Origin of the sequence: uncultured Flavobacterium sp. (assembly GCF_963974175.1) — a bacterium.
GTDB lineage: Bacteria > Bacteroidota > Bacteroidia > Flavobacteriales > Flavobacteriaceae > Flavobacterium.
This window is the reverse complement of record NZ_CAXBBR010000004.1, coordinates 49,062-67,585: the sequence shown is the minus strand read 5'-3', so window position 1 is coordinate 67,585 and position 18,524 is coordinate 49,062. Positions and strand designations below refer to the sequence as shown.

Below are 18,524 nucleotides of genomic sequence, written 5' to 3'. Positions count from 1 at the left end.
GCGTAATAAATAAAAAAAGGGAAGATTGCTCTCCCCTTTTTAGTGATTATTTATCAACGCAGTCAACAGCGGTAAATTTATATTTTACTTTTTCAAAATCGATAGGCTCTCCTTTAACAAAATGAGAAGCTCCCAACGTAATTTGGATTTGCCCATTTCCTAAAATGAGTTCGTCACCACGCTTTAGAAATGCCATTGGATTCTTATACGTTTTCTCCGTATACCCACCTTGGGTAAAGGTATAGCTGGCAAATAATGTATCGCCACGAAATTCTCCGGCGATTTCACCAACCTTCTTCGGCATATTAGCAATAGCCATATCCATATCACCTGTTATTTCTCCATTTTTGAAAGTATTAATTTTCAAATCAAGCGTATCTTCTTCATAAACCGCTTTATAGCACTGTACGCTTACTATCTCTACAGCTTCCTTAGCTTTAATGAGTTTTTCACTTTGATTATTTTTACAACTTTCGAGTCCAATACAAGTTAACAGCAAACAAAAAAGGCCTAGGTTTTTCATAGTAGTATCTATTAGTTAATAATTTTGGCAATAGCCATTGCTAATTTACGAATAAATAAATTGCATTTATAAAGATTCTCTATAAAATTTTAGGGGTAAATACCTTATTAAAATAACCAAGTTTGCTTTTATCTATATTGGTATGCAATAGATTATATAAATTACTCCCTACTATTTACAATAATTTAAACACAATTGCATTCTATCTAAACCGTATTTAATATCGTCTTAAAAATAATACACTCTGCCAACTATAGCTATATCAACCTATATCCTAATTCATAAGTAAAGAGTTGGTAAGTTTTAAATGGAATCACCTTAGCTCTCTATTTTTATTCTATCGTATTTAAAATTCAAACTGTCAGGAAATAAGTTTTTAGACGTCTAATTAATTAAATACCTTTATAAAAAATTACCATGCGTCTCTATATCTATTTTATTAGTTTCTTTTTTTCAATAATGCTTTCTGCACAGAACAGCATTCCTCAAGTTTTGAAAAAACTGAATAAAGAAACTGTTCCCTATATTAAAGTCAATGAATTGAAAGAGAAAGCAAATCTAGTTTTCTTGGATGCCAGAGAACCAAAAGAATACAAAGTAAGTCACATTCAAGGAGCCATTCCCGTAGGCTTCGATCATTTTATATCTAACAATGTTACTGCAAAGGTCAAAGACAAGAACGCCACAATAATTGTCTATTGCTCCATTGGTGTGCGAAGTGAGCAAATAGGTGAAAAATTACAAAAATTAGGGTACAAAAATGTCTACAATTTGTACGGAGGCATATTTGAATATAAGAATAATGGCGGGAAAGTGGTGAACAATCAAAATAAAGTGACAGACAGCGTACACGCTTATAATAAAGCATGGAGTGTTTATTTAACCAAAGGAATTAAGGTATATGAAGACTGATGCTCTACTCATTTTTACTCGTAATCCTGAATTAGGAAAAGTAAAAACTAGACTAGCAAAAACAATTGGTAACGAAAAGGCCTTAACCGTTTACAAAGATTTGCTACTGCACACCAGGAATGAAACTCAGGCTATCGACTGCGATAAATTTGTATTTTATGACTCCGAAATTGTAGAAAACGACATTTGGTCTGGCACATCTTATCAAAAAAAGCTACAATCTAATGGTGATTTAGGCCAACGGATGCACGATGCCTTTAAAACCCTTTTTGAAATGGGGTACTCAAATTGTATTATTGTAGGTAGTGACCTATTTGACTTAAAAGCGATTATTATTGAAACTGCTTTTAAGAAACTTTTAAATCATGAAGTAGTAATTGGTCCTGCAGAAGATGGTGGTTATTATTTATTAGGATTAAAAAAAGACGACCACGCTATCTTCCAGAATAAAGACTGGGGAACGGCTAGTGTTTTTAAAGCGACCATGAGAGATTTAGAGAATAAGAAAGTAGGCCTTTTAGACACTTTGAATGATATCGATACCTTTGAAGATTTAGAACGAAGCTCCTATGACATAGCTGCTTTAAACCTCATTGCATAAATAAAAGAGACAAAAAAACTCATTTAACCTTAAAATACGCATTGCAAAAAAAAATGGAAAAATACATTGACATACTACTAAATTCCTACAGCGGTTATTTTAATTACCTGAAGAACGAAATTTTATACTGGAAGTGGGACAACTACTTTTATGGATTGATTGCCATTTCTTTGGTCGTATGGATCCTTGAGCTTATTTTTCCTTGGAGAAAACAACAAGCTATTTTTCGTAAAGATTTCTGGTTGGATTTATTCTATCTGTTTTTCAATTTTTTCTTACTCAATTTAGTTCTTCTCATTGCATTATCTAATGTAATGGAACAGTTTCTTAATGACGTACTCCATGTATTTGGACTCGAATTAATGTCTATTCAGCTGTTTTCTATATCTGCGCTATCTAAACCGTTGGCTTTATTCCTATTCTTCCTCATTAGCGATTTCCTGCAATGGAACGTGCATCGTTTACTGCACACAATTCCTTTTTTATGGAAAATTCATAAAACCCACCACAGCGTAAAAGAAATGGGTTTTGCTGCCCATTTTAGATACAATTGGATGGAACCATTGGTTTACAAATCCATACTGTACATTCCTATTATTCTTGTGGGAGGTGTAAACCTTGAGGATGTCTTTATTGTACATTTCATCTCGATTGCTATAGGCCATTTAAACCATGCTAATATAGGTTGGGACTACGGTCTTTTAAAATACATCTTTAATAACCCCAAAATGCATATTTGGCACCACAGTAAAAAAATACCTATTAAATATGGTGTCAACTTTGGAATTTCATTAAGCTTGTGGGATTATATCTTTAAAACCAACTACATACCTAGTGATGGTAGAGATATCGAACTTGGTTTTGACGATGAAAATGAGTTTCCTAATGATTTTATTGAACAGGAAATCTACCCGTTTAAGAAATAATCTCTTTTTTTTGTCAGGAATGACTTGTATCACTGTCTATACTTGTATAATTTTAAAATAAGAACGATATGAAAACATATTTTTTAACACTACTTCTATTGCCACTGCTTTCTTGTGGAAAAAATAAAGACAACAATGAAATTCCAACTGCAGCATACCAAACTACTACTACGGCAGATGCGCAGACTATAAATCATGCTAAATGGAATACGTTATTACAGAAAAACGTTTCTAAAAACGGAAATGTAAATTACAAGGGATTTCAAAAAGACAGTAAAGAATTACAGGCCTACCTTAATGAATTATCGTCAAATGTCCCTACAAAAACATGGTCTAAAAATGCTACACTTGCCTATTGGATAAATGCATATAACGCTTACACCGTAAAATTAATTTTAGACAATTATCCAACTAAAAGTATTAAAGACATTAATGATCCTTGGGGTAAAAAATTCTTTTCCTTAGGGAACAAAAAATACAGCTTAGAAGAAATAGAACATGAAATACTTCGCAAAATGGACGAACCAAGAATCCATTTCGCCATCAATTGCGCTTCTTTTTCTTGCCCGAATTTACTAAATGAAGCCTATACTGCAGCACAATTAGACAAACAACTAGAAGCTGTGGCAAAAAGTTTTATTAACGATAAAACTAAGAATACAATAACAGCAAATAAAATTGAAATTTCAAAAATATTTGATTGGTTCGCCGGTGATTTTAAGAGTAAAGGTTCTGTTATTGATTTTTTAAATCAATACAGCACAGTCAAAATTAGTAGTAAAGCAAAAGTAAATTACAAAGAGTACAACTGGAGTTTGAATGAATAAAATTTCGATAATAATCCCAATTTTTAATGAAGTCGATGCTATTGCTCGACTTCTGTTACATATAGAAGATTCGATTTCCAAAACAATAGACTACGAAATAATTATAGTGGATGGCGGCAGTATAGACGGTTCGCAAAAGGAGGTTTTGAAACACGGTAATACCATTTTAATTTCGTCAGAAAAAGGAAGGGCAATACAACTGAATGCTGGATCGAGAGTCGCTTCTGGAACAATTTTGTACTTTTTGCATTGTGATAGTTATCCTCCTTATAATTTTGATTTACTTGTTTTTAAACAAGCTCAAAAAGGAAGTCTCGCTGGCTGTTTCAGAATGAAATTTGATTACAGGCATCCCGTTTTAATCGTTTCACAATGGTTCACTCGATTCAATCATATTTCCTGCCGCGGCGGAGATCAATCGCTATTTGTTACCAAAAAATTATTTAAAGAAATAAACGGTTTTGACGAGCAGTATATCATTTATGAGGATAATGAAATTATTTCAAGGCTTTACGCCAAAAACCAATTTGTCGTTATTCCTGATTACGTAATTACATCGGCCAGAAGGTATCAAAAGAATGGAGTTTGGCGTTTACAATACCATTTTACAGTAATTCATCTTAAACGTAAACTAGGACATTCTGTGGAAAGCATGTTGAATTATTATAAAAAATATGTTCAGTAAGCCTCTTAAAAATATTGGCCAATTCCAAATACAATTCCATTGTTAGCATTTTTAGTAATACCATAACCATAATCAATCCTGAAAACAGCATTGTAAATTTTTTTGTGGATAAATCGAATACCAAAACCAGGATACACCTTTATGTTATTTGAACTAAATAAATCATCTAAATTTCCTCCCGGGCTTCGCCAAGTTCCTGCATCTACAAATAAATTGCTTTGGATAGCCAATTTATTTTTTTCGAATAATGTATGTCGGTACTCTGAATTTAAAACTACTGTTCCTGTTCCCCTATCAATGATATTTCCTACTCCTCTTAGATTTATATTATTATCAACCGCAAAAGGTGCAAATGGGCTCTTACTATTAGATGCCAAACCCAGTCGCAGTCTAGAAGCCCAATTCCCGTTAACACCAACTAATTTATAATACATTAAATCATTCCAGCCAATTACAAACTTATCTTGAAAATTGTTTTGGGAAACTACATATTGAAGATATAAATTGCTTTTAAGTCCATCAATTTTAAAATAATCATACTTCAAATTATCAAAAGTATATTGCAATTTATACAATTGCTTGTTTACATCTAAATTCTGAGGAATATCTGTAGCAGTTGCTCCATCAATATAATTATATTTTTCATTAAAAAAAGCAACCCCTAACTTTATAAGGTTTTGAAAATCAAACTTATATATTCCTAACACCTCAATAGAAGTATTCGTATATTGATAATTTGCTTTGTTGCTGTTTATAAAAACAGGCTCTTTACTATTCCATTTTTGAAAATTGGCTTCCGCTCCAACATTGGCAGAAAATAAACTAGGTGAAGAAAAATTTATTCCATAAGAGTGGAATTCGTTATACTGATAATATCCTCCTAAGACCGTATTTCTCCCAAGAAAATTATACTCATACAAACCAAGTCTATAGGAACCAAATCCATCTGTCGTCCAAATATTTAACAACGGTATAATTGTATAACTTTCTGTAAAATTTAGAGTTAGTTTGTAATTTGAATTGGTCAAAAGATCAATTTGATATTCAACTTTTGAAACACCATTTAATCGAGTGAGGATAACAATATCTCTTTCTACCTTCAAGCTATCAAGCGGACTTCCTACTTTCGTTTCGATGATTTTCAAAATAAAGTCGGAATTCATTTTTTTAGTATTACTAATTACGATTTCGGACACCTTTTTTTCTTGCGAAAAAATCGTAACCGAAAAAAGCATAAAAAGAATAATAAACCTCATATTATTTATATAAATATTTGGAATGCTAATGTAGTATTAAACTTTTTAAAAAAAATTAAAAATATTTGTCAGGAATACTGAAACGGTCCGTCTGATTAATAAATTCGAAAAAAATGTTAAAACCTCTATTTTACTTATTATTCATTCTTGCTTTTACAGTAACACATGCTCAAGGAGAAGAACAAAACGAGACCTCTAATATTCAAAACTATACACCTTCAAAACTTTTAGAAAATGGAAAGTGGGATGTTAAATGGTTTAATAACCTCTACACACAAACGAAAGCTGACGTAAACGGCACTACGATAGACGTGCCTCGCTCCAACTTTTTCACCACCTTATTAGAAGTTTTTACTGGTGTTTCAGAGAGTAAAAAATTTAATGCTGGATTAATTATAGAATATCGCTCTAATACATTCGGAAATCAAAGTGCTACAAGTCCTTTATCGTTTAATAACGAAATTGGGAAATCAAGAACAGGGCTATCACATATTGCACCTTCAGTTAAGATTGCACCATTTAGTTCATTACCCAATTTTTCTATGCAAAGTTCTATATTTATTCCGTTATTTAGCAATGAAAGTAATGAAAATGGATATTTAGCAAACAATAGCTATATCTGGCAAAATCGTTTTTTTTATGATTATAGTTTTCCTGGTTCTAAATTTCAATTGTTTTCAGAATTAGGAACTCGATTATTCTTTGGAGAAAAAAATAAAAACGCAGATGGAACGATTAACCCAAATGGCGGTTATGCCAATTCTAGCGTTGAGTTAGCACCGGGTATATTTCTTAGTTATTTTCCAAGTTCAAAATTTACAACTTTGGTTTTTGCACAACATGCTCAACTTATCGAAATTGATAATAAATTTTCACAAAATTATACCGCTTTAGGTTTAGGTGCAAAATATCAATTGTCAGAAAGTTTAAATATTGAAACATTGTACAGCAAATTTATTAGAGGTAACGATAGCGGTTTAGGGCAATCATTTAATTTAGGATTAAGAGCTATATTTTAAAATAATCAATTAAGCACAACCAGTTTTAATAGTTTCACGATCATTCGCACAATACAACCCTATTCCCTGAAGGGCTTAAGACAAATATTTAAATCAATAGAGAGTTATAATGAGTAGTTACCATTTATAAAGATACATGGAAGCAAAACATCTAGTAACTGATAATAATGTCTAGTGATTATAAATTAGACATCTTAAAAATAATCAATACAATAATTAAACAATTCATAATGAAAAAAATTGCTCTAGCTTTAACAGCGATCATTCTTACCGCAGTAGGATGTAAATCGAATGAAGAAAACTTAAAATTTACAGACAAAGTAGAAAAAGCACATCATAAACAAGAATTTTTAGCTAAAGAAGCAGTACAGTTTGATTTAAAATTAGAGTTTGGCGGAAAAGAAAGAATAGATGCCAAATTTACAATTCTTACCAACTCAACTAAAGGAGTTATTGAATATAAAAATGGGGCTAAAATTATTTTTAATAAAGATAAAGTGTTCTATTCTTCTACAATTCCAAGTGAGGAATCGGTTCGTTTTGATGCTTTCACCTGGGAATATTTTTTCCTATTCCCTTATAAATTATCTGATCCAGGAACGATATGGAATGCGTATGATAATAAAGAAAAAGATAAAGAAAATTACCTAACTGAAAAGCTAAGCTTTAAATCAGGAACGGGAGAAGCACCAGATGATTGGTACGTAGTTTATGCTGATAAAACAACAAATTTACTTGAGAAAGCAGCTTATATAGTTAGTATAAATGGAGGTAAAGAAGCAGCCGAAAAGAATCCACATGCGATTCAATATTTAGAATACAAAGCAGTTGATGGTATTCCTATGGCTACAAAATGGGTTTTCTGGGGATGGGAAGAAGGAAAAGGGTTTACCGATGAAATAGGCCATGCAACGCTAACTGATATCAAATTCGTTAAAGCAGATACTGACTATTTTACAGCTGGAGCTGACTTTAAAACAAAATAGAATCTTTTGATTCTAAATACCTAACTTTAAAGGTCAGTAGCGTCTTTTTTATTGAAAAAACAACAAACAAATTCATTTTATATGGAACATATTGTCATCATAGGTAACGGAATTGCGGGAGTTACTCTAGCGCGTCACATTCGAAAAAAATCAGATTCAAAAATTACTATTGTCTCTTCTGAAAATGAATTTTTCTTTTCTCGTACTGCTTTGATGTACGTGTTCATGGGACATATGAAGTTTGAGCACATGCAGCCTTATGAAAATGATTTTTGGAAAAAAAACAAGATTGATCTGGTTCAAGGATTAGTTACAGCAGTAATTCCTACTTCAAAAGAAATTATCTTATCAAACAATGAAAAGATAGCTTATGATAAATTAGTGCTCGCGACAGGATCAAAACCTAATAAATACGGATGGCCTGGGCAAGATTTAGAAGGTGTTACCGGACTTTATCACAAACAGGATTTAGAAGCTTTGGAGAACTGGGCGCCTAAAACAAAGCGTGCTGTAATAGTAGGTGGTGGTTTAATTGGTATCGAACTAGCCGAAATGCTTCGTTCTCGCGATATACCAGTTACTTTTCTGGTTCGCGAAAAAAGCTTCTGGAGTGGTGTTTTGCCTTTCGGCGAAAGCCAAATGATCAACCGCCACATACAAGAACACCATATCGATTTAAGATTAGACACTAACTTAGTAGAAATTCTTTCAGATGAAAAAGGACATGCTAGAGCAGTCGTTACCGATAAAGGAGAGACTATAGAATGTGAAATCGTTGGCTTGACTGCTGGTGTTTCTCCAAATATTGATTTCTTAAAAGACTCCGGAATAGAACTGGGAAAAGGAATCAAGGTGAACCGTTACTTAGAAACGAATATTAAGGATATTTATGCCATTGGAGACTGTGCTGAACAGCATGAAGCCATTGATTTACGTAGACCAATAGAAGCCGTTTGGTATACTGGTCGTATGATGGGAGAAGTATTAGCACAAACATTAACTGGAGCGCCTACCGCATACAAGCCCGGACATTGGTTCAATTCGGCCAAGTTTTTAGACATTGAATATCAAACCTACGGATGGGTTTGGGCTACAGCCAAAGACGATGAGGAACAGTTTTACTGGGAACATAAGTCGGGCAAAAAAGCAATCCGAATCTCATTTGATAAAAATGACCGCACTTTTCTAGGCATCAATACTTTCGGGATACGCATGCGCCATGAGTTCTTTGATACCGTTTTGACTAAAAAAGAAAAAGTCGATTATGTCATTCATCATCTAGCTGAAGCTAATTTTGATCCCGAATTATATACATCCCATAATCAAGAAATCCAAAAGCAATTCATTAGCCAATTCGTTGGTGTAAAAACAATATAACATGAGTAAATCAGTTAAAAATATATCGATCGCCTCTCATGAAAACATGCAGATGGATGGAATCCAGAAATTAGGCATTACACTTGGATTACTAGGTCTGTTTATTATGACACTAGCCTTATTGAATGTCTCCTTCCCTAACAAAGGGATTTGGCTAGCAGGATCTATCGTCTCCATTTTCACGGGAATTGTAGTCTATGCTAATAGAACCTATCTAAACCAGCCTGAAGGAATAAAAAACAACGGCCTGTGGCATAAGGATTTTACTAATAAAGGGACTTGGGCTTGGATGACGGGTATTATACTGACTTCCTTTTATATTGTTTTATACTGGTTTCCACAATACTTGGGACTAAATCAAGACGGTGGTGCAAACACGGGAATTGTGGGCTTTTTTGATCCTTTTAGTTATATTTTAAACGGAAAAGCAGCTAGCCAATGGTTTGTATATGGAACATTATACACCATTGCCATTCTAGGTCTGGGTTATAAATTTATTTTAAAATACCGTCACAATAAATACCAGTTAGTACGTACGCTTTCAGTGATGTTTTTTCAGTTGGGATTTGCTTTTTTAATCCCTGAAATACTCGAAAAATTGAACCCTGAGAAAGCCTATTTTGCAAAGGATTTGAAGAATATGTGGCCGCTAAATTATTATTTCTTTAATGAGTGGCATTTAAAGAACATGTTTGAAGGAGGGAATTTAGGAATGTTCATGTTGTTTTTTGGAATAGCGATGATATTCATTATCTCCCCTATTCTAACTTATTTTTACGGAAAACGTTGGTATTGCTCTTGGGTTTGTGGTTGTGGTGGCCTGGCTGAAACTGCCGGAGACAGCTTTAGACACTTGTCAAACAAAACCGAAACCGCGTGGAAAATTGAACGTTGGATGATCCACTCAGTATTAGTATTTTCATTTGTAATGACAATTGCTGTTATCTTTACTTTCCTATCTAATAATCCTGAAATGAGCTTTATCACCAGAGACCAATTTATTTGGGGTATAATAGCTTTCCTTGTCGTTTTCACAGGAACCTTATATATATTTAAACGTAAAGAATTAGATACAGACGCTGTTTATACTATGCTTTCCTTAGTGGCGATTATTATCATCTCTTTGTTTATTAATTATTTTTCAGGGAATCAAAATATTCTTTTTATTGATAGTAACTCGTTAAGAGAATGGTATGGTTTTGCTATCGGTGCCGCTTTTAGTGGCGTTGTGGGCGTGGGCTTCTATCCTATCATGGGAAATCGTGTATGGTGTCGTTTTGGTTGTCCTATGGCCGCAATCTTAGGGTTACAACAAAGATTGTTTTCAAAATTCAGAATTACTACTAATGGTGGCCAATGTATTTCTTGCGGGAATTGTTCTACTTATTGCGAAATGGGAATTGACGTACGTAGTTATGCTCAAAAAGGAGAAAATATTGTACGTTCTTCCTGTGTAGGTTGTGGTATATGTGCAGCCGTGTGTCCCAGAGGAGTACTGAAATTAGAAAATGACACACCGGCTGGCCGAATCAATTCGAACGAAATTTTATTAGGAAACGATGTTGATTTAATGGATTTAATTAACCAAAAATAACATGAAGAGCGTAATTTACCTATTGATTATATTTACTTTTTTTCAAGCTTCCGCTCAAAGAAACTATCAAAAAAGCTACTTTAAAAACGGACAATTGCAATCAGAGGGTTGGTTAAACCAAAATCAAAAAGTAGATTACTGGTTTTATTATTTCGAAAATGGAAATAAGAAAGAAGAAGGTCACTACACCGCTAATAAAAAATGCAAGTGGTGGATTTTTTACAAATCAAATGAGGCAATCAATAAAAAAAGTGAATTTGAAAACGATCAATTAAATGGTTATTCATTATTTTACAAAAAAAATAAACTCGTTAAAGCTGAAAAATATTCTATGGGTAACAAAATTAAAGAATGGAATTCGATAAGTGAATTCAAAAAAGACAATAAAATAAGCTTCTAATGAGTAAAATAAAAGTAATTATTCCTGCTTACAACGAAGAAAAAGCCATCGGGCATGTCATTAAAGATATTCCCTCCAGCGTTTCGGAAGTTATTGTTATCAGCAATAATTCTACAGACAATACGATTCAAGTAGCTAAGAATGCCGGTGCAACTGTTCTTTCTGAAAACAGAAAAGGCTATGGCTATGCTTGTCTGAAAGGCTTGGAATACATTGGGCAGCTAGAAGCAAAGCCTGATATTGTCGTTTTTCTAGATGGAGACTATTCTGATTATCCTCAGGACTTGACCCAAATTATTGCTCCGATACTGGATGATAATATTGATTTTGTTGTTGGCGCCAGAGTAGCACATTTACGGGAAAAACATTCGATGACGCCACAACAAGTTTTTGGAAATTGGCTGGCAACAACTTTAATGAAAAGCTTTTTTAATGCTACATTTACAGACTTAGGTCCTTTTAGAGCCATAAAATATGAAAAGTTAGTCGCTTTAAATATGGAAGATAAAACCTATGGATGGACGGTCGAAATGCAACTTAAAGTTCTAAAACAAAAAATGACTTACGTAGAAATCCCTGTTCGCTATAAAAATAGAATAGGAATTTCAAAAGTATCAGGAACTGTAAAAGGAAGCGTTATGGCGGGAATAAAAATAATAGGATGGATTTTCAAATACACCTTTAAATAATATCATGTTACTACTTTCATATATCATTGTAATTCTATACAGCATTTCGATTTTGCTTTTATTTTTCTATAGTTTAGCCCATTTTAACTTACTGCTGAATTATTTAAAAAGTAAAAAACGTACAGATAAGTCTGTACAATTTGACCTTTCAAAACCAAATGAAATTCCCTTCGTAACTATACAGCTTCCTATCTATAATGAAAAATATGTAGTGGAACGCTTATTAACTACCGTCGCACAAATGGACTATCCTAAGGACCGACTTGAAGTTCAAGTTCTTGACGACAGTACTGATGATAGCGTACTGGAAACGAAAGAGTTAATAGGCCAAATTGCAAAGTCAGGACTAGACATAAAACACATTCAACGCACTAATCGAACGGGGTTTAAAGCAGGTGCTTTGAAGGAAGGTTTACTTACTGCTAAAGGAGAGTTTATCGTTATTTTTGATGCTGATTTTGTTCCTCAAAAAGACTGGCTCTATAAAACGATCCCTTATTTTAAAAATCCAAAAATTGGAGTGGTTCAAACCCGATGGGGCCATCTGAACCGTAACTATTCGATATTGACAAAAATTCAGGCTTTTGCCTTAGATGCCCATTTCACTTTAGAACAAGTAGGTCGGAATTCTAAATTGCATTTTATCAATTTTAATGGAACTGCCGGAGTATGGAGAAAGCAATGTATTCTCGATGCGGGGAACTGGGAAAGTGATACCCTTACCGAAGACTTAGATTTAAGTTATCGCGCTCAGTTAAAAAGCTGGGAATTCAAATATCTCGAAAATGTCGTTACCCCTGCTGAATTGCCTGCAATTATAAGTGCCGCACGTTCCCAGCAATTTAGATGGAACAAAGGTGGCGCCGAAAATTTCAGCAAAAACGCGATTCGAGTACTACAATCAGAATCTATTGGGTTCAAGACAAAAGCTCATGGAATGTTGCATTTATTGAATAGTACCATGTTTTTGGCGATTTTTACAATGGCAATCTTAAGTGTTCCCATGTTATACATCAAGAATGAGTTTGCTGAATTTGAAAAAGTATTTGACTTACTAATCTTTTTTGTTATTACTTCAATCCTTTTTTTTATTAGCTATTGGGCAACTTACAAGAGTATTCATGGAGGAGGTTTTAAGAACTTCTTAAAATACATTACTTTATTTATCACCTTTTACACCATTGCAATGGGATTCTCATTTCACAACACCATAGCAGTGCTAGAAGGTTTGTGGGGGAAGAAAAGTGAATTCGTGCGTACTCCAAAATTGAATATCGAGGCACTTAAAGAAAAATGGAAACAGAATAGTTATCTTTCACATACGATTTCAAAAAACATCATAGTTGAAGGTATATTAATCCTTTACTTTGTTTTTGCTATGTATAGTGCTTTTCTACTGAATGACTACAGCTTGATTGCCTTGCATTTAATGCTTTTCATTGGTTTTAGTTTTGTATTTGTCAAATCAATACAAATTAATAAATGAGTTGGAACGCTTCAAAGAGCATGAAGTCCTATGGTTTTCTTATACTAAGCCTAATTATCTATGCCTATATCGCTTATGTTTTAAATAGAGCTGATTTTCTACATTTAGTTATTTCTTATAGCTTTCTGTTTGTCTGCTTTTATCAAATTATAAAACTGCAAAAAGATAACATCCCTTTTTTAGTTGGAGCAGCACTACTGTTTCGATTGGTTTTTCTAGTGGCGTTACCTAATTTGTCTCAAGATTATTTTCGCTTTATATGGGATGGGAACCTTATCCTCGAAAATATAAATCCGTATTTACAGCTGCCAAAAGACCTTATTAACCAAAACAACTTTGTTATTCCAAACGCTTCTGATTTGTATAACGGAATGGGAAGTTTGAGCGCTGGACATTACTCCAACTATCCCCCTGTAAACCAATTCTTATTTGCTGTTGCTGCCTTTTTTAGTACACAATCTATACTAGGAGCAGCAATGGGGATGCGATTGCTTATTATTGCAGCAGATTTTGGAACACTCTACTTTGGTGGTAAATTACTTCTCCGTTTAGGAATGGATAAGCATCGTATTTTCTGGTATGTACTCAATCCATTAGTACTTATTGAGCTAACTGGAAATTTACATTTTGAAGGAATCATGCTCTTCTTTTTTGTTTGGGCAATGTATCTTCTAGAGCAAAATAAATGGAAATTAGCTGCCTTAATTTTGACGTTGTCTATTTCTGTCAAATTATTACCATTATTGCTATTACCGCTATTCTTAAAAAAATTAGGTTGGAAAAAAGCGGTTTCATTTTACACCATTGTAATGGGTGTAAATGTATTGCTCTTCCTCCCCTTTCTTTCGAAGGAATTAATTCAGAATTATAGCGAAACCATAGGCCTGTGGTTCACTAATTTTGAATTCAACGCCAGTATTTATTACATCATTAGACAGATTGGATTTTGGATTACCGGATACAACATCATTCATATCACGGGAAGAATTATTCCTGTACTAATTTTACTTTTCATATTATACCAAAGCTTTAATGCAAAAAATAAAACTACACTTGATTTATTCAAAAGTTTTCTTGTTGTTTTAACATTATATTTTCTAAGTTCAACTACAGTACATCCATGGTATATAATCAATCTTATTCTTATTGGAGTATTCACAAAATACAAATTCCCACTTATCTGGAGTTTGACAGTGATTTTGAGCTACAGCGCTTATATAAATCCTGAATTCAAAGAGAACTTCTGGCTCATCGGTTTAGAATATTTTATAGTCTTCGCTTTTATAATTTATGAAAAACGGAACTATCTTTCCTCCAGAAAACAGTATACTTAAAACTATTGAAGATCAATCCACACTAATAGTTTAACTACTTGGAAAATACATACGATACCCTTTGACTTTTCAAAAGGAAAAAAGAATTAGCCTTATAAAACAAAAAAAACCGAATTAAATAGGAATTCTGTCAGGAAATCGTAAATACTCCGTCTACTAAAGTACTTATATATAGCTTCTTAAATTTAAAATGCTTATTTTAGTACATATTGAAGTTGCCATTTTTAGTAGAGATAAAAATAAAGTATCGAATGTAAAAGCACTATCTATATTCGATATTAAGTTAACTCCTATACTATTGTAAAGCTAACCCAAGACACCTAACTAAATTGATACAAGAAAACCTATTTCGAATCCTTTAACTTTAAAAAAAGATGAAACTCAAAATAACAATTATATGCACCATTGCTGCCCTCTGCATTACGGCTTGCAGTAAATCTCAAAAACGAGATCTGGTTGATAAAAGGGAAATTTCACAAGACTTTAAAGAATATTGGTTCAACGGTGAGGCTGAGTTATCAAGTTTCCAACTTACCCAAGCTCGATATGGTGAATTACGCGAAGGAAAAGCAGTTATGATTTTTGTAACCGAACCGTTTTCTACAACAAAATTAGTCAAAGCAGATCAGCCAACAGAAAAAGATATTTCAGTTCTAAAACTTAACTTTACCAAGAATTTTATAACGGGAATTTATCCCTACTCCATGATGACCAGTTCTTTTTTACCTGTATATGAAAATCAGCATGCCTTAAAAATAGTGACAAGCATTCAAGAATGGTGTGGACAGGTGTTTGTACAGCTAGAAAATCGAAATGCTTTTGACATCCAAATACATTCTTACTTTGAAAGCGAAGGTGAACAAAAACTAACACTCCCAAAAGAACATCTTGAAGATGAAATTTGGTCACTAATCAGAATGAATCCTGAAAAATTACCCCTTGGAGAAATGAAGATGCTACCCTCTTTTTTCTATCTGCGCTTGACGCATCAAAACATGGAATTCCAAAATGTAGTAGCGTCAAGAGAAAAGCAACAAAATGATACCTCTTGCTACACCCTAGATTACAAAAAACTGAATCGAAAATTAAAAATATATTTTGAAAATAAATTTCCGTACCGCATTGTAAAATTCGAAGAATCATATCCTGATGGTTTTAAAAACAAACAAATGATGACTACTACAGGGACTCTTATCAAGAGTATTCTTAGCCCATATTGGGAAAAGAAAGGGTTAATTGATGAACATTTGCGCAAAGATATGGGGCTCTAAACATTGCTTAATATCTTTAGCATGATATTTATTTAAGGAAAAATTTAAAAATTTACAACAGAAAAAGAAGTTGCAAATCACTAATAAAGTATCACTTATAATTTAAATGTATTATTGATTTGCCTTAAATCCTAACAGCTAATTATAAAAAACTTATGAAAGCACTAGTAATTTCTGGCGGTGGTAGTAAAGGAGCTTATGCAGGCGGTGTTGCTGAATACCTTATTAACGATAGTGGTAAACAGTATGAATTGTTTGTAGGTAGCTCAACAGGTAGTTTATTACTCCCCCATCTCGCTTTGGGCAAAATTGACAAAATAAAAGAAATTTATACTTCTGTAACACAGCGTGATATTTTTAATATAAATCCTTTTAATATCAAGAAATCAAAAAATGGGTTTGAAACGAGTATTAACCATTTTAATTCGCTTAAAACATTTATAAAAGGATGCCCTACTTTTGGAGAGAGCCATAATCTGAGAAAACTAATTAGAAAAAGCATTACTCCAGAAGAATTTAGTCTACTTAAAATCAATAATAAAAAAGTAATTGTAACGGTTTCAAATCTCACTTTGAATACGGTTGAATATTTTAATTCTAATGATTGTACTTATGATGATTTTTGTGATTGGACTTGGGCTTCTTCAAATTACACGCCCTTTATGTCTTTGATTACCAAGAATAATCATCAATATGCAGATGGGGGATTTGGAAGTTTTATTCCCATTATGCATGCCATTGAAAATGGAGCTTGCGAAATTGACGTTATTATTTTAGAAAGTGAAAATAACGAAACAACACAAAAGGTAATTACCAATCCTTTTACTCTTATGTTCAGAACCTTCCAATTTATGATAAACACTAATAATACAAAAGACATCATCATTGGAAAGCTCGTTGGAATAAATAAAAAAATTAATATTAACTTCTTCTTTACACCTGATCACCTAACCGACAATCCCTTAATTTTTGATTCAGACCAAATGACTCAGTGGTGGAAAGACGGTTATGAATATGCAAAGTCTAGAACTCCCACAAACTTCAGTCATAGTCCCGAATAGTCAATCGTTTAATAAATCATTCCATACTTCTGAAATGAAGCTGAAAAAAGCAACTTATTTTTAAAATATTATCATTGATATAGCTCTTTGACTATTACTGCAATAAAGTAGATCTATGGCACCTTATTAAGCTGATTTTGATTACCATTTTTACACGATACAAATCCTCCGTATTACAGACTAAGCAATAGCGCCTATTTTAAAACAGACTGTGTGTAAATTATTAGTTAATTACTATCAAATATTTAACGACTATCCTTTACTCTTTTTTATGAAAAAAGTAAGATTTTAAGGTCTGGAAAAAGAGTATATTTGAATTTTTAAAATAAAAAAGGCAAATTCATGGGCTTGATTAAAGAAAATTCAAAATCCGTTTTAGAGCAATGGGTCAATCAATTTAGTGATGAACTCTACTCTTGGGCATTTTTTAAAACTTCCTCCAAAGAAGTTGCCGAAGATCTAGTACAAGACACTTTTTTGGCTGCATTTCATAAAATAGATAGTTTTCAAGGCAAAAGCCAGCCTAAAACCTGGTTGTTTTCAATACTCAACAATAAAGTGATTGATTATTACCGATTGAGTGCCCGTACCACTAAGAAAAACTTCAGTTTAACCGAAAATAGTGGTTATGAACTTTCTGACGGGCTTTTTAATAATTATGGATGCTGGAAAAATAATGATATCAACGCCGTTTGGGATCAAGAACAGGAATTACTAGACAATCCTGATTTTAATACGGTCATGGAAGAGTGTATGGATGACCTACCTCAAAAATGGAAATTAGCCGTAACATCCAAATACTTAAGCGAAAAAAAAACAGAAGCTATTTGTCAGGAATTAGAAATTACTGCGTCTAATTATTGGCAGATTGTTCATAGATCCAAGCTTTTATTAAAAAAATGTCTGGAATTAAAATGGGTTTAATCAAACTTTAATATTCGAAGAAAATGAATACAGTAATGAGAATATTGTTGAGACCCTGTAAAAAGACAACAGAGTTAATCGACAAACAAATGTTTACTCCTTTAACGATAAAAGAAAAGATACAATTACAGGCTCATAAAGCCATGTGTCAAACTTGTAATGCCTATGAAGCCCAATCTAAATTAATTGATGCCCTCATAGGAAAATGGTTTGCCGCTGACTCCTCCAAAAAAAGCGCTACGTTAGACGAGGAGAAAAAAAACAGAATTATTGAAGAGATTAAAAAGATCTGATCCGACTTATTTTGTCAGGAATCAGTACTAAGCGTTTCTATACCTGTAATAGAAACCAGAGTATAAAAACATGAAAATGATTGCTGCTACACTTTCCAAAAAGAATCCGCTTGTGCTGGGTTTTTCAATTAGTTTAATTGGTGCTTTTACCCTTAGGATACATCAACATTATCAGCTTACAAATTTTATCATAACAAGAAAACTGGGCATCAATTTCATTTATTATAGAAATTATTTCAGTCCAGTACTTTGTATTAACAACAGTTAATAAAATAGCAGGATGGCTCATTAATCAAGAAAAATTACTAGTGCTACTTGAGGTCTTTTCCATTCCTTTTGACAATTGGCCTATACGTCATG

General features: G+C 33.0%; 19 protein-coding genes. 17 read left to right on the top strand and 2 right to left on the bottom strand.

Annotated features, from left to right (window positions below):
- Window positions 1–46 precede the first annotated feature (46 nt).
- Window positions 47–523, bottom strand: a complete 477-nt coding sequence (locus AAC069_RS07690; RefSeq protein WP_339919896.1) for a hypothetical protein — start codon at window positions 521–523, stop codon at window positions 47–49.
- A 459-nt stretch (window positions 524–982) separates the two neighbouring features.
- On the opposite strand from AAC069_RS07690, the gene AAC069_RS07685 reads away from it, so the two are divergent.
- From AAC069_RS07685 to AAC069_RS07665, 5 genes are all read left to right on the top strand, one after another.
- Window positions 983–1,435: a rhodanese-like domain-containing protein gene (locus tag AAC069_RS07685; protein WP_339919895.1), complete on the top strand. Its 453-nt coding sequence runs from the start codon at window positions 983–985 to the stop codon at window positions 1,433–1,435.
- Complete coding sequence (locus AAC069_RS07680; protein ID WP_339919894.1) at window positions 1,425–2,036, top strand: TIGR04282 family arsenosugar biosynthesis glycosyltransferase; 612 nt, start codon at window positions 1,425–1,427, stop codon at window positions 2,034–2,036. Before AAC069_RS07685 ends, AAC069_RS07680 begins: the two co-directional genes overlap by 11 nt.
- Window positions 2,037–2,089: 53 nt before the next feature.
- On the top strand, window positions 2,090–2,962 hold the full coding sequence (locus AAC069_RS07675; protein WP_339919893.1) for a sterol desaturase family protein: 873 nt from the start codon (window positions 2,090–2,092) through the stop codon (window positions 2,960–2,962).
- A gap of 68 nt (window positions 2,963–3,030) precedes the next feature.
- Window positions 3,031–3,789, top strand: coding sequence for a DUF547 domain-containing protein (locus tag AAC069_RS07670; RefSeq protein WP_339919892.1), 759 nt, complete (start codon window positions 3,031–3,033; stop codon window positions 3,787–3,789).
- The gene (locus AAC069_RS07665) at window positions 3,782–4,474 is read left to right on the top strand and encodes a TIGR04283 family arsenosugar biosynthesis glycosyltransferase (RefSeq protein ID WP_339919891.1); all 693 of its coding nucleotides are present in this window, start codon (window positions 3,782–3,784) and stop codon (window positions 4,472–4,474) included. The genes AAC069_RS07670 and AAC069_RS07665 overlap by 8 nt, the downstream gene beginning before the upstream one ends.
- Before the next feature lie 5 nt (window positions 4,475–4,479).
- Here the strand turns inward: AAC069_RS07665 and AAC069_RS07660 are convergent, their stop codons facing one another.
- Window positions 4,480–5,637, bottom strand: a complete 1,158-nt coding sequence (locus tag AAC069_RS07660) for an outer membrane protein assembly factor (protein WP_339919890.1) — start codon at window positions 5,635–5,637, stop codon at window positions 4,480–4,482.
- Between the two features lie 206 nt (window positions 5,638–5,843).
- Here AAC069_RS07660 and AAC069_RS07655 point away from each other — a divergent pair, with 206 nt between their 5' ends.
- The 12 genes from AAC069_RS07655 to AAC069_RS07600 all read left to right on the top strand — a co-directional run bounded on the left by AAC069_RS07655 (window position 5,844) and on the right by AAC069_RS07600 (window position 18,164).
- Window positions 5,844–6,749, top strand: a complete 906-nt coding sequence (locus tag AAC069_RS07655) for a hypothetical protein (RefSeq protein WP_339919889.1) — start codon at window positions 5,844–5,846, stop codon at window positions 6,747–6,749.
- A gap of 230 nt (window positions 6,750–6,979) precedes the next feature.
- The gene (locus AAC069_RS07650) at window positions 6,980–7,735 is read left to right on the top strand and encodes a hypothetical protein (protein WP_339919888.1); all 756 of its coding nucleotides are present in this window, start codon (window positions 6,980–6,982) and stop codon (window positions 7,733–7,735) included.
- Between the two features lie 81 nt (window positions 7,736–7,816).
- Complete coding sequence (locus tag AAC069_RS07645; protein WP_339919887.1) at window positions 7,817–9,112, top strand: FAD/NAD(P)-binding oxidoreductase; 1,296 nt, start codon at window positions 7,817–7,819, stop codon at window positions 9,110–9,112.
- 1 nt (window position 9,113) lies between these two features.
- Window positions 9,114–10,706: a 4Fe-4S dicluster domain-containing protein gene (locus AAC069_RS07640; RefSeq protein WP_339919886.1), complete on the top strand. Its 1,593-nt coding sequence runs from the start codon at window positions 9,114–9,116 to the stop codon at window positions 10,704–10,706.
- A gap of 1 nt (window position 10,707) precedes the next feature.
- Entirely contained in the window at window positions 10,708–11,106 is a 399-nt protein-coding gene (locus AAC069_RS07635) for a hypothetical protein (RefSeq protein ID WP_339919885.1), read from the top strand.
- Window positions 11,106–11,795 (top strand): glycosyltransferase family 2 protein, encoded by a 690-nt coding sequence (locus AAC069_RS07630; RefSeq protein ID WP_339919884.1) that lies wholly within the window; start codon window positions 11,106–11,108, stop codon window positions 11,793–11,795. The genes AAC069_RS07635 and AAC069_RS07630 overlap by 1 nt, the downstream gene beginning before the upstream one ends.
- Before the next feature lie 4 nt (window positions 11,796–11,799).
- A complete protein-coding gene (locus AAC069_RS07625; protein ID WP_339919883.1) occupies window positions 11,800–13,281 on the top strand; it encodes a cellulose synthase family protein in 1,482 nt (493 codons plus the stop codon).
- Complete coding sequence (locus tag AAC069_RS07620; RefSeq protein WP_339919882.1) at window positions 13,278–14,615, top strand: glycosyltransferase 87 family protein; 1,338 nt, start codon at window positions 13,278–13,280, stop codon at window positions 14,613–14,615. The genes AAC069_RS07625 and AAC069_RS07620 overlap by 4 nt, the downstream gene beginning before the upstream one ends.
- A gap of 374 nt (window positions 14,616–14,989) precedes the next feature.
- Entirely contained in the window at window positions 14,990–15,886 is an 897-nt protein-coding gene (locus tag AAC069_RS07615) for a septum formation inhibitor Maf (protein ID WP_339919881.1), read from the top strand.
- A gap of 155 nt (window positions 15,887–16,041) precedes the next feature.
- On the top strand, window positions 16,042–16,947 hold the full coding sequence (locus AAC069_RS07610) for a patatin-like phospholipase family protein (protein WP_339919880.1): 906 nt from the start codon (window positions 16,042–16,044) through the stop codon (window positions 16,945–16,947).
- A gap of 342 nt (window positions 16,948–17,289) precedes the next feature.
- A complete protein-coding gene (locus tag AAC069_RS07605; RefSeq protein WP_339919879.1) occupies window positions 17,290–17,871 on the top strand; it encodes a sigma-70 family RNA polymerase sigma factor in 582 nt (193 codons plus the stop codon).
- A gap of 23 nt (window positions 17,872–17,894) precedes the next feature.
- Window positions 17,895–18,164 (top strand): hypothetical protein, encoded by a 270-nt coding sequence (locus AAC069_RS07600; RefSeq protein WP_339919878.1) that lies wholly within the window; start codon window positions 17,895–17,897, stop codon window positions 18,162–18,164.
- Window positions 18,165–18,524 lie beyond the last annotated feature (360 nt).

What these genes read in the sequence shown, in the direction of transcription:
- AAC069_RS07690 (WP_339919896.1), bottom strand. Translation starts at nt 523, where the DNA reads ATGAAAAACCTAGGCCTTTTTTGTTTGCTGTTAACTTGTATTGGACTC.
- AAC069_RS07685 (WP_339919895.1), top strand. Translation starts at nt 983, where the DNA reads ATGCTTTCTGCACAGAACAGCATTCCTCAAGTTTTGAAAAAACTGAAT.
- AAC069_RS07680 (WP_339919894.1), top strand. Translation starts at nt 1,425, where the DNA reads ATGAAGACTGATGCTCTACTCATTTTTACTCGTAATCCTGAATTAGGA.
- AAC069_RS07675 (WP_339919893.1), top strand. Translation starts at nt 2,090, where the DNA reads ATGGAAAAATACATTGACATACTACTAAATTCCTACAGCGGTTATTTT.
- AAC069_RS07670 (WP_339919892.1), top strand. Translation starts at nt 3,031, where the DNA reads ATGAAAACATATTTTTTAACACTACTTCTATTGCCACTGCTTTCTTGT.
- AAC069_RS07665 (WP_339919891.1), top strand. Translation starts at nt 3,782, where the DNA reads ATGAATAAAATTTCGATAATAATCCCAATTTTTAATGAAGTCGATGCT.
- AAC069_RS07660 (WP_339919890.1), bottom strand. Translation starts at nt 5,637, where the DNA reads ATGAATTCCGACTTTATTTTGAAAATCATCGAAACGAAAGTAGGAAGT.
- AAC069_RS07655 (WP_339919889.1), top strand. Translation starts at nt 5,844, where the DNA reads ATGTTAAAACCTCTATTTTACTTATTATTCATTCTTGCTTTTACAGTA.
- AAC069_RS07650 (WP_339919888.1), top strand. Translation starts at nt 6,980, where the DNA reads ATGAAAAAAATTGCTCTAGCTTTAACAGCGATCATTCTTACCGCAGTA.
- AAC069_RS07645 (WP_339919887.1), top strand. Translation starts at nt 7,817, where the DNA reads ATGGAACATATTGTCATCATAGGTAACGGAATTGCGGGAGTTACTCTA.
- AAC069_RS07640 (WP_339919886.1), top strand. Translation starts at nt 9,114, where the DNA reads ATGAGTAAATCAGTTAAAAATATATCGATCGCCTCTCATGAAAACATG.
- AAC069_RS07635 (WP_339919885.1), top strand. Translation starts at nt 10,708, where the DNA reads ATGAAGAGCGTAATTTACCTATTGATTATATTTACTTTTTTTCAAGCT.
- AAC069_RS07630 (WP_339919884.1), top strand. Translation starts at nt 11,106, where the DNA reads ATGAGTAAAATAAAAGTAATTATTCCTGCTTACAACGAAGAAAAAGCC.
- AAC069_RS07625 (WP_339919883.1), top strand. Translation starts at nt 11,800, where the DNA reads ATGTTACTACTTTCATATATCATTGTAATTCTATACAGCATTTCGATT.
- AAC069_RS07620 (WP_339919882.1), top strand. Translation starts at nt 13,278, where the DNA reads ATGAGTTGGAACGCTTCAAAGAGCATGAAGTCCTATGGTTTTCTTATA.
- AAC069_RS07615 (WP_339919881.1), top strand. Translation starts at nt 14,990, where the DNA reads ATGAAACTCAAAATAACAATTATATGCACCATTGCTGCCCTCTGCATT.
- AAC069_RS07610 (WP_339919880.1), top strand. Translation starts at nt 16,042, where the DNA reads ATGAAAGCACTAGTAATTTCTGGCGGTGGTAGTAAAGGAGCTTATGCA.
- AAC069_RS07605 (WP_339919879.1), top strand. Translation starts at nt 17,290, where the DNA reads ATGGGCTTGATTAAAGAAAATTCAAAATCCGTTTTAGAGCAATGGGTC.
- AAC069_RS07600 (WP_339919878.1), top strand. Translation starts at nt 17,895, where the DNA reads ATGAATACAGTAATGAGAATATTGTTGAGACCCTGTAAAAAGACAACA.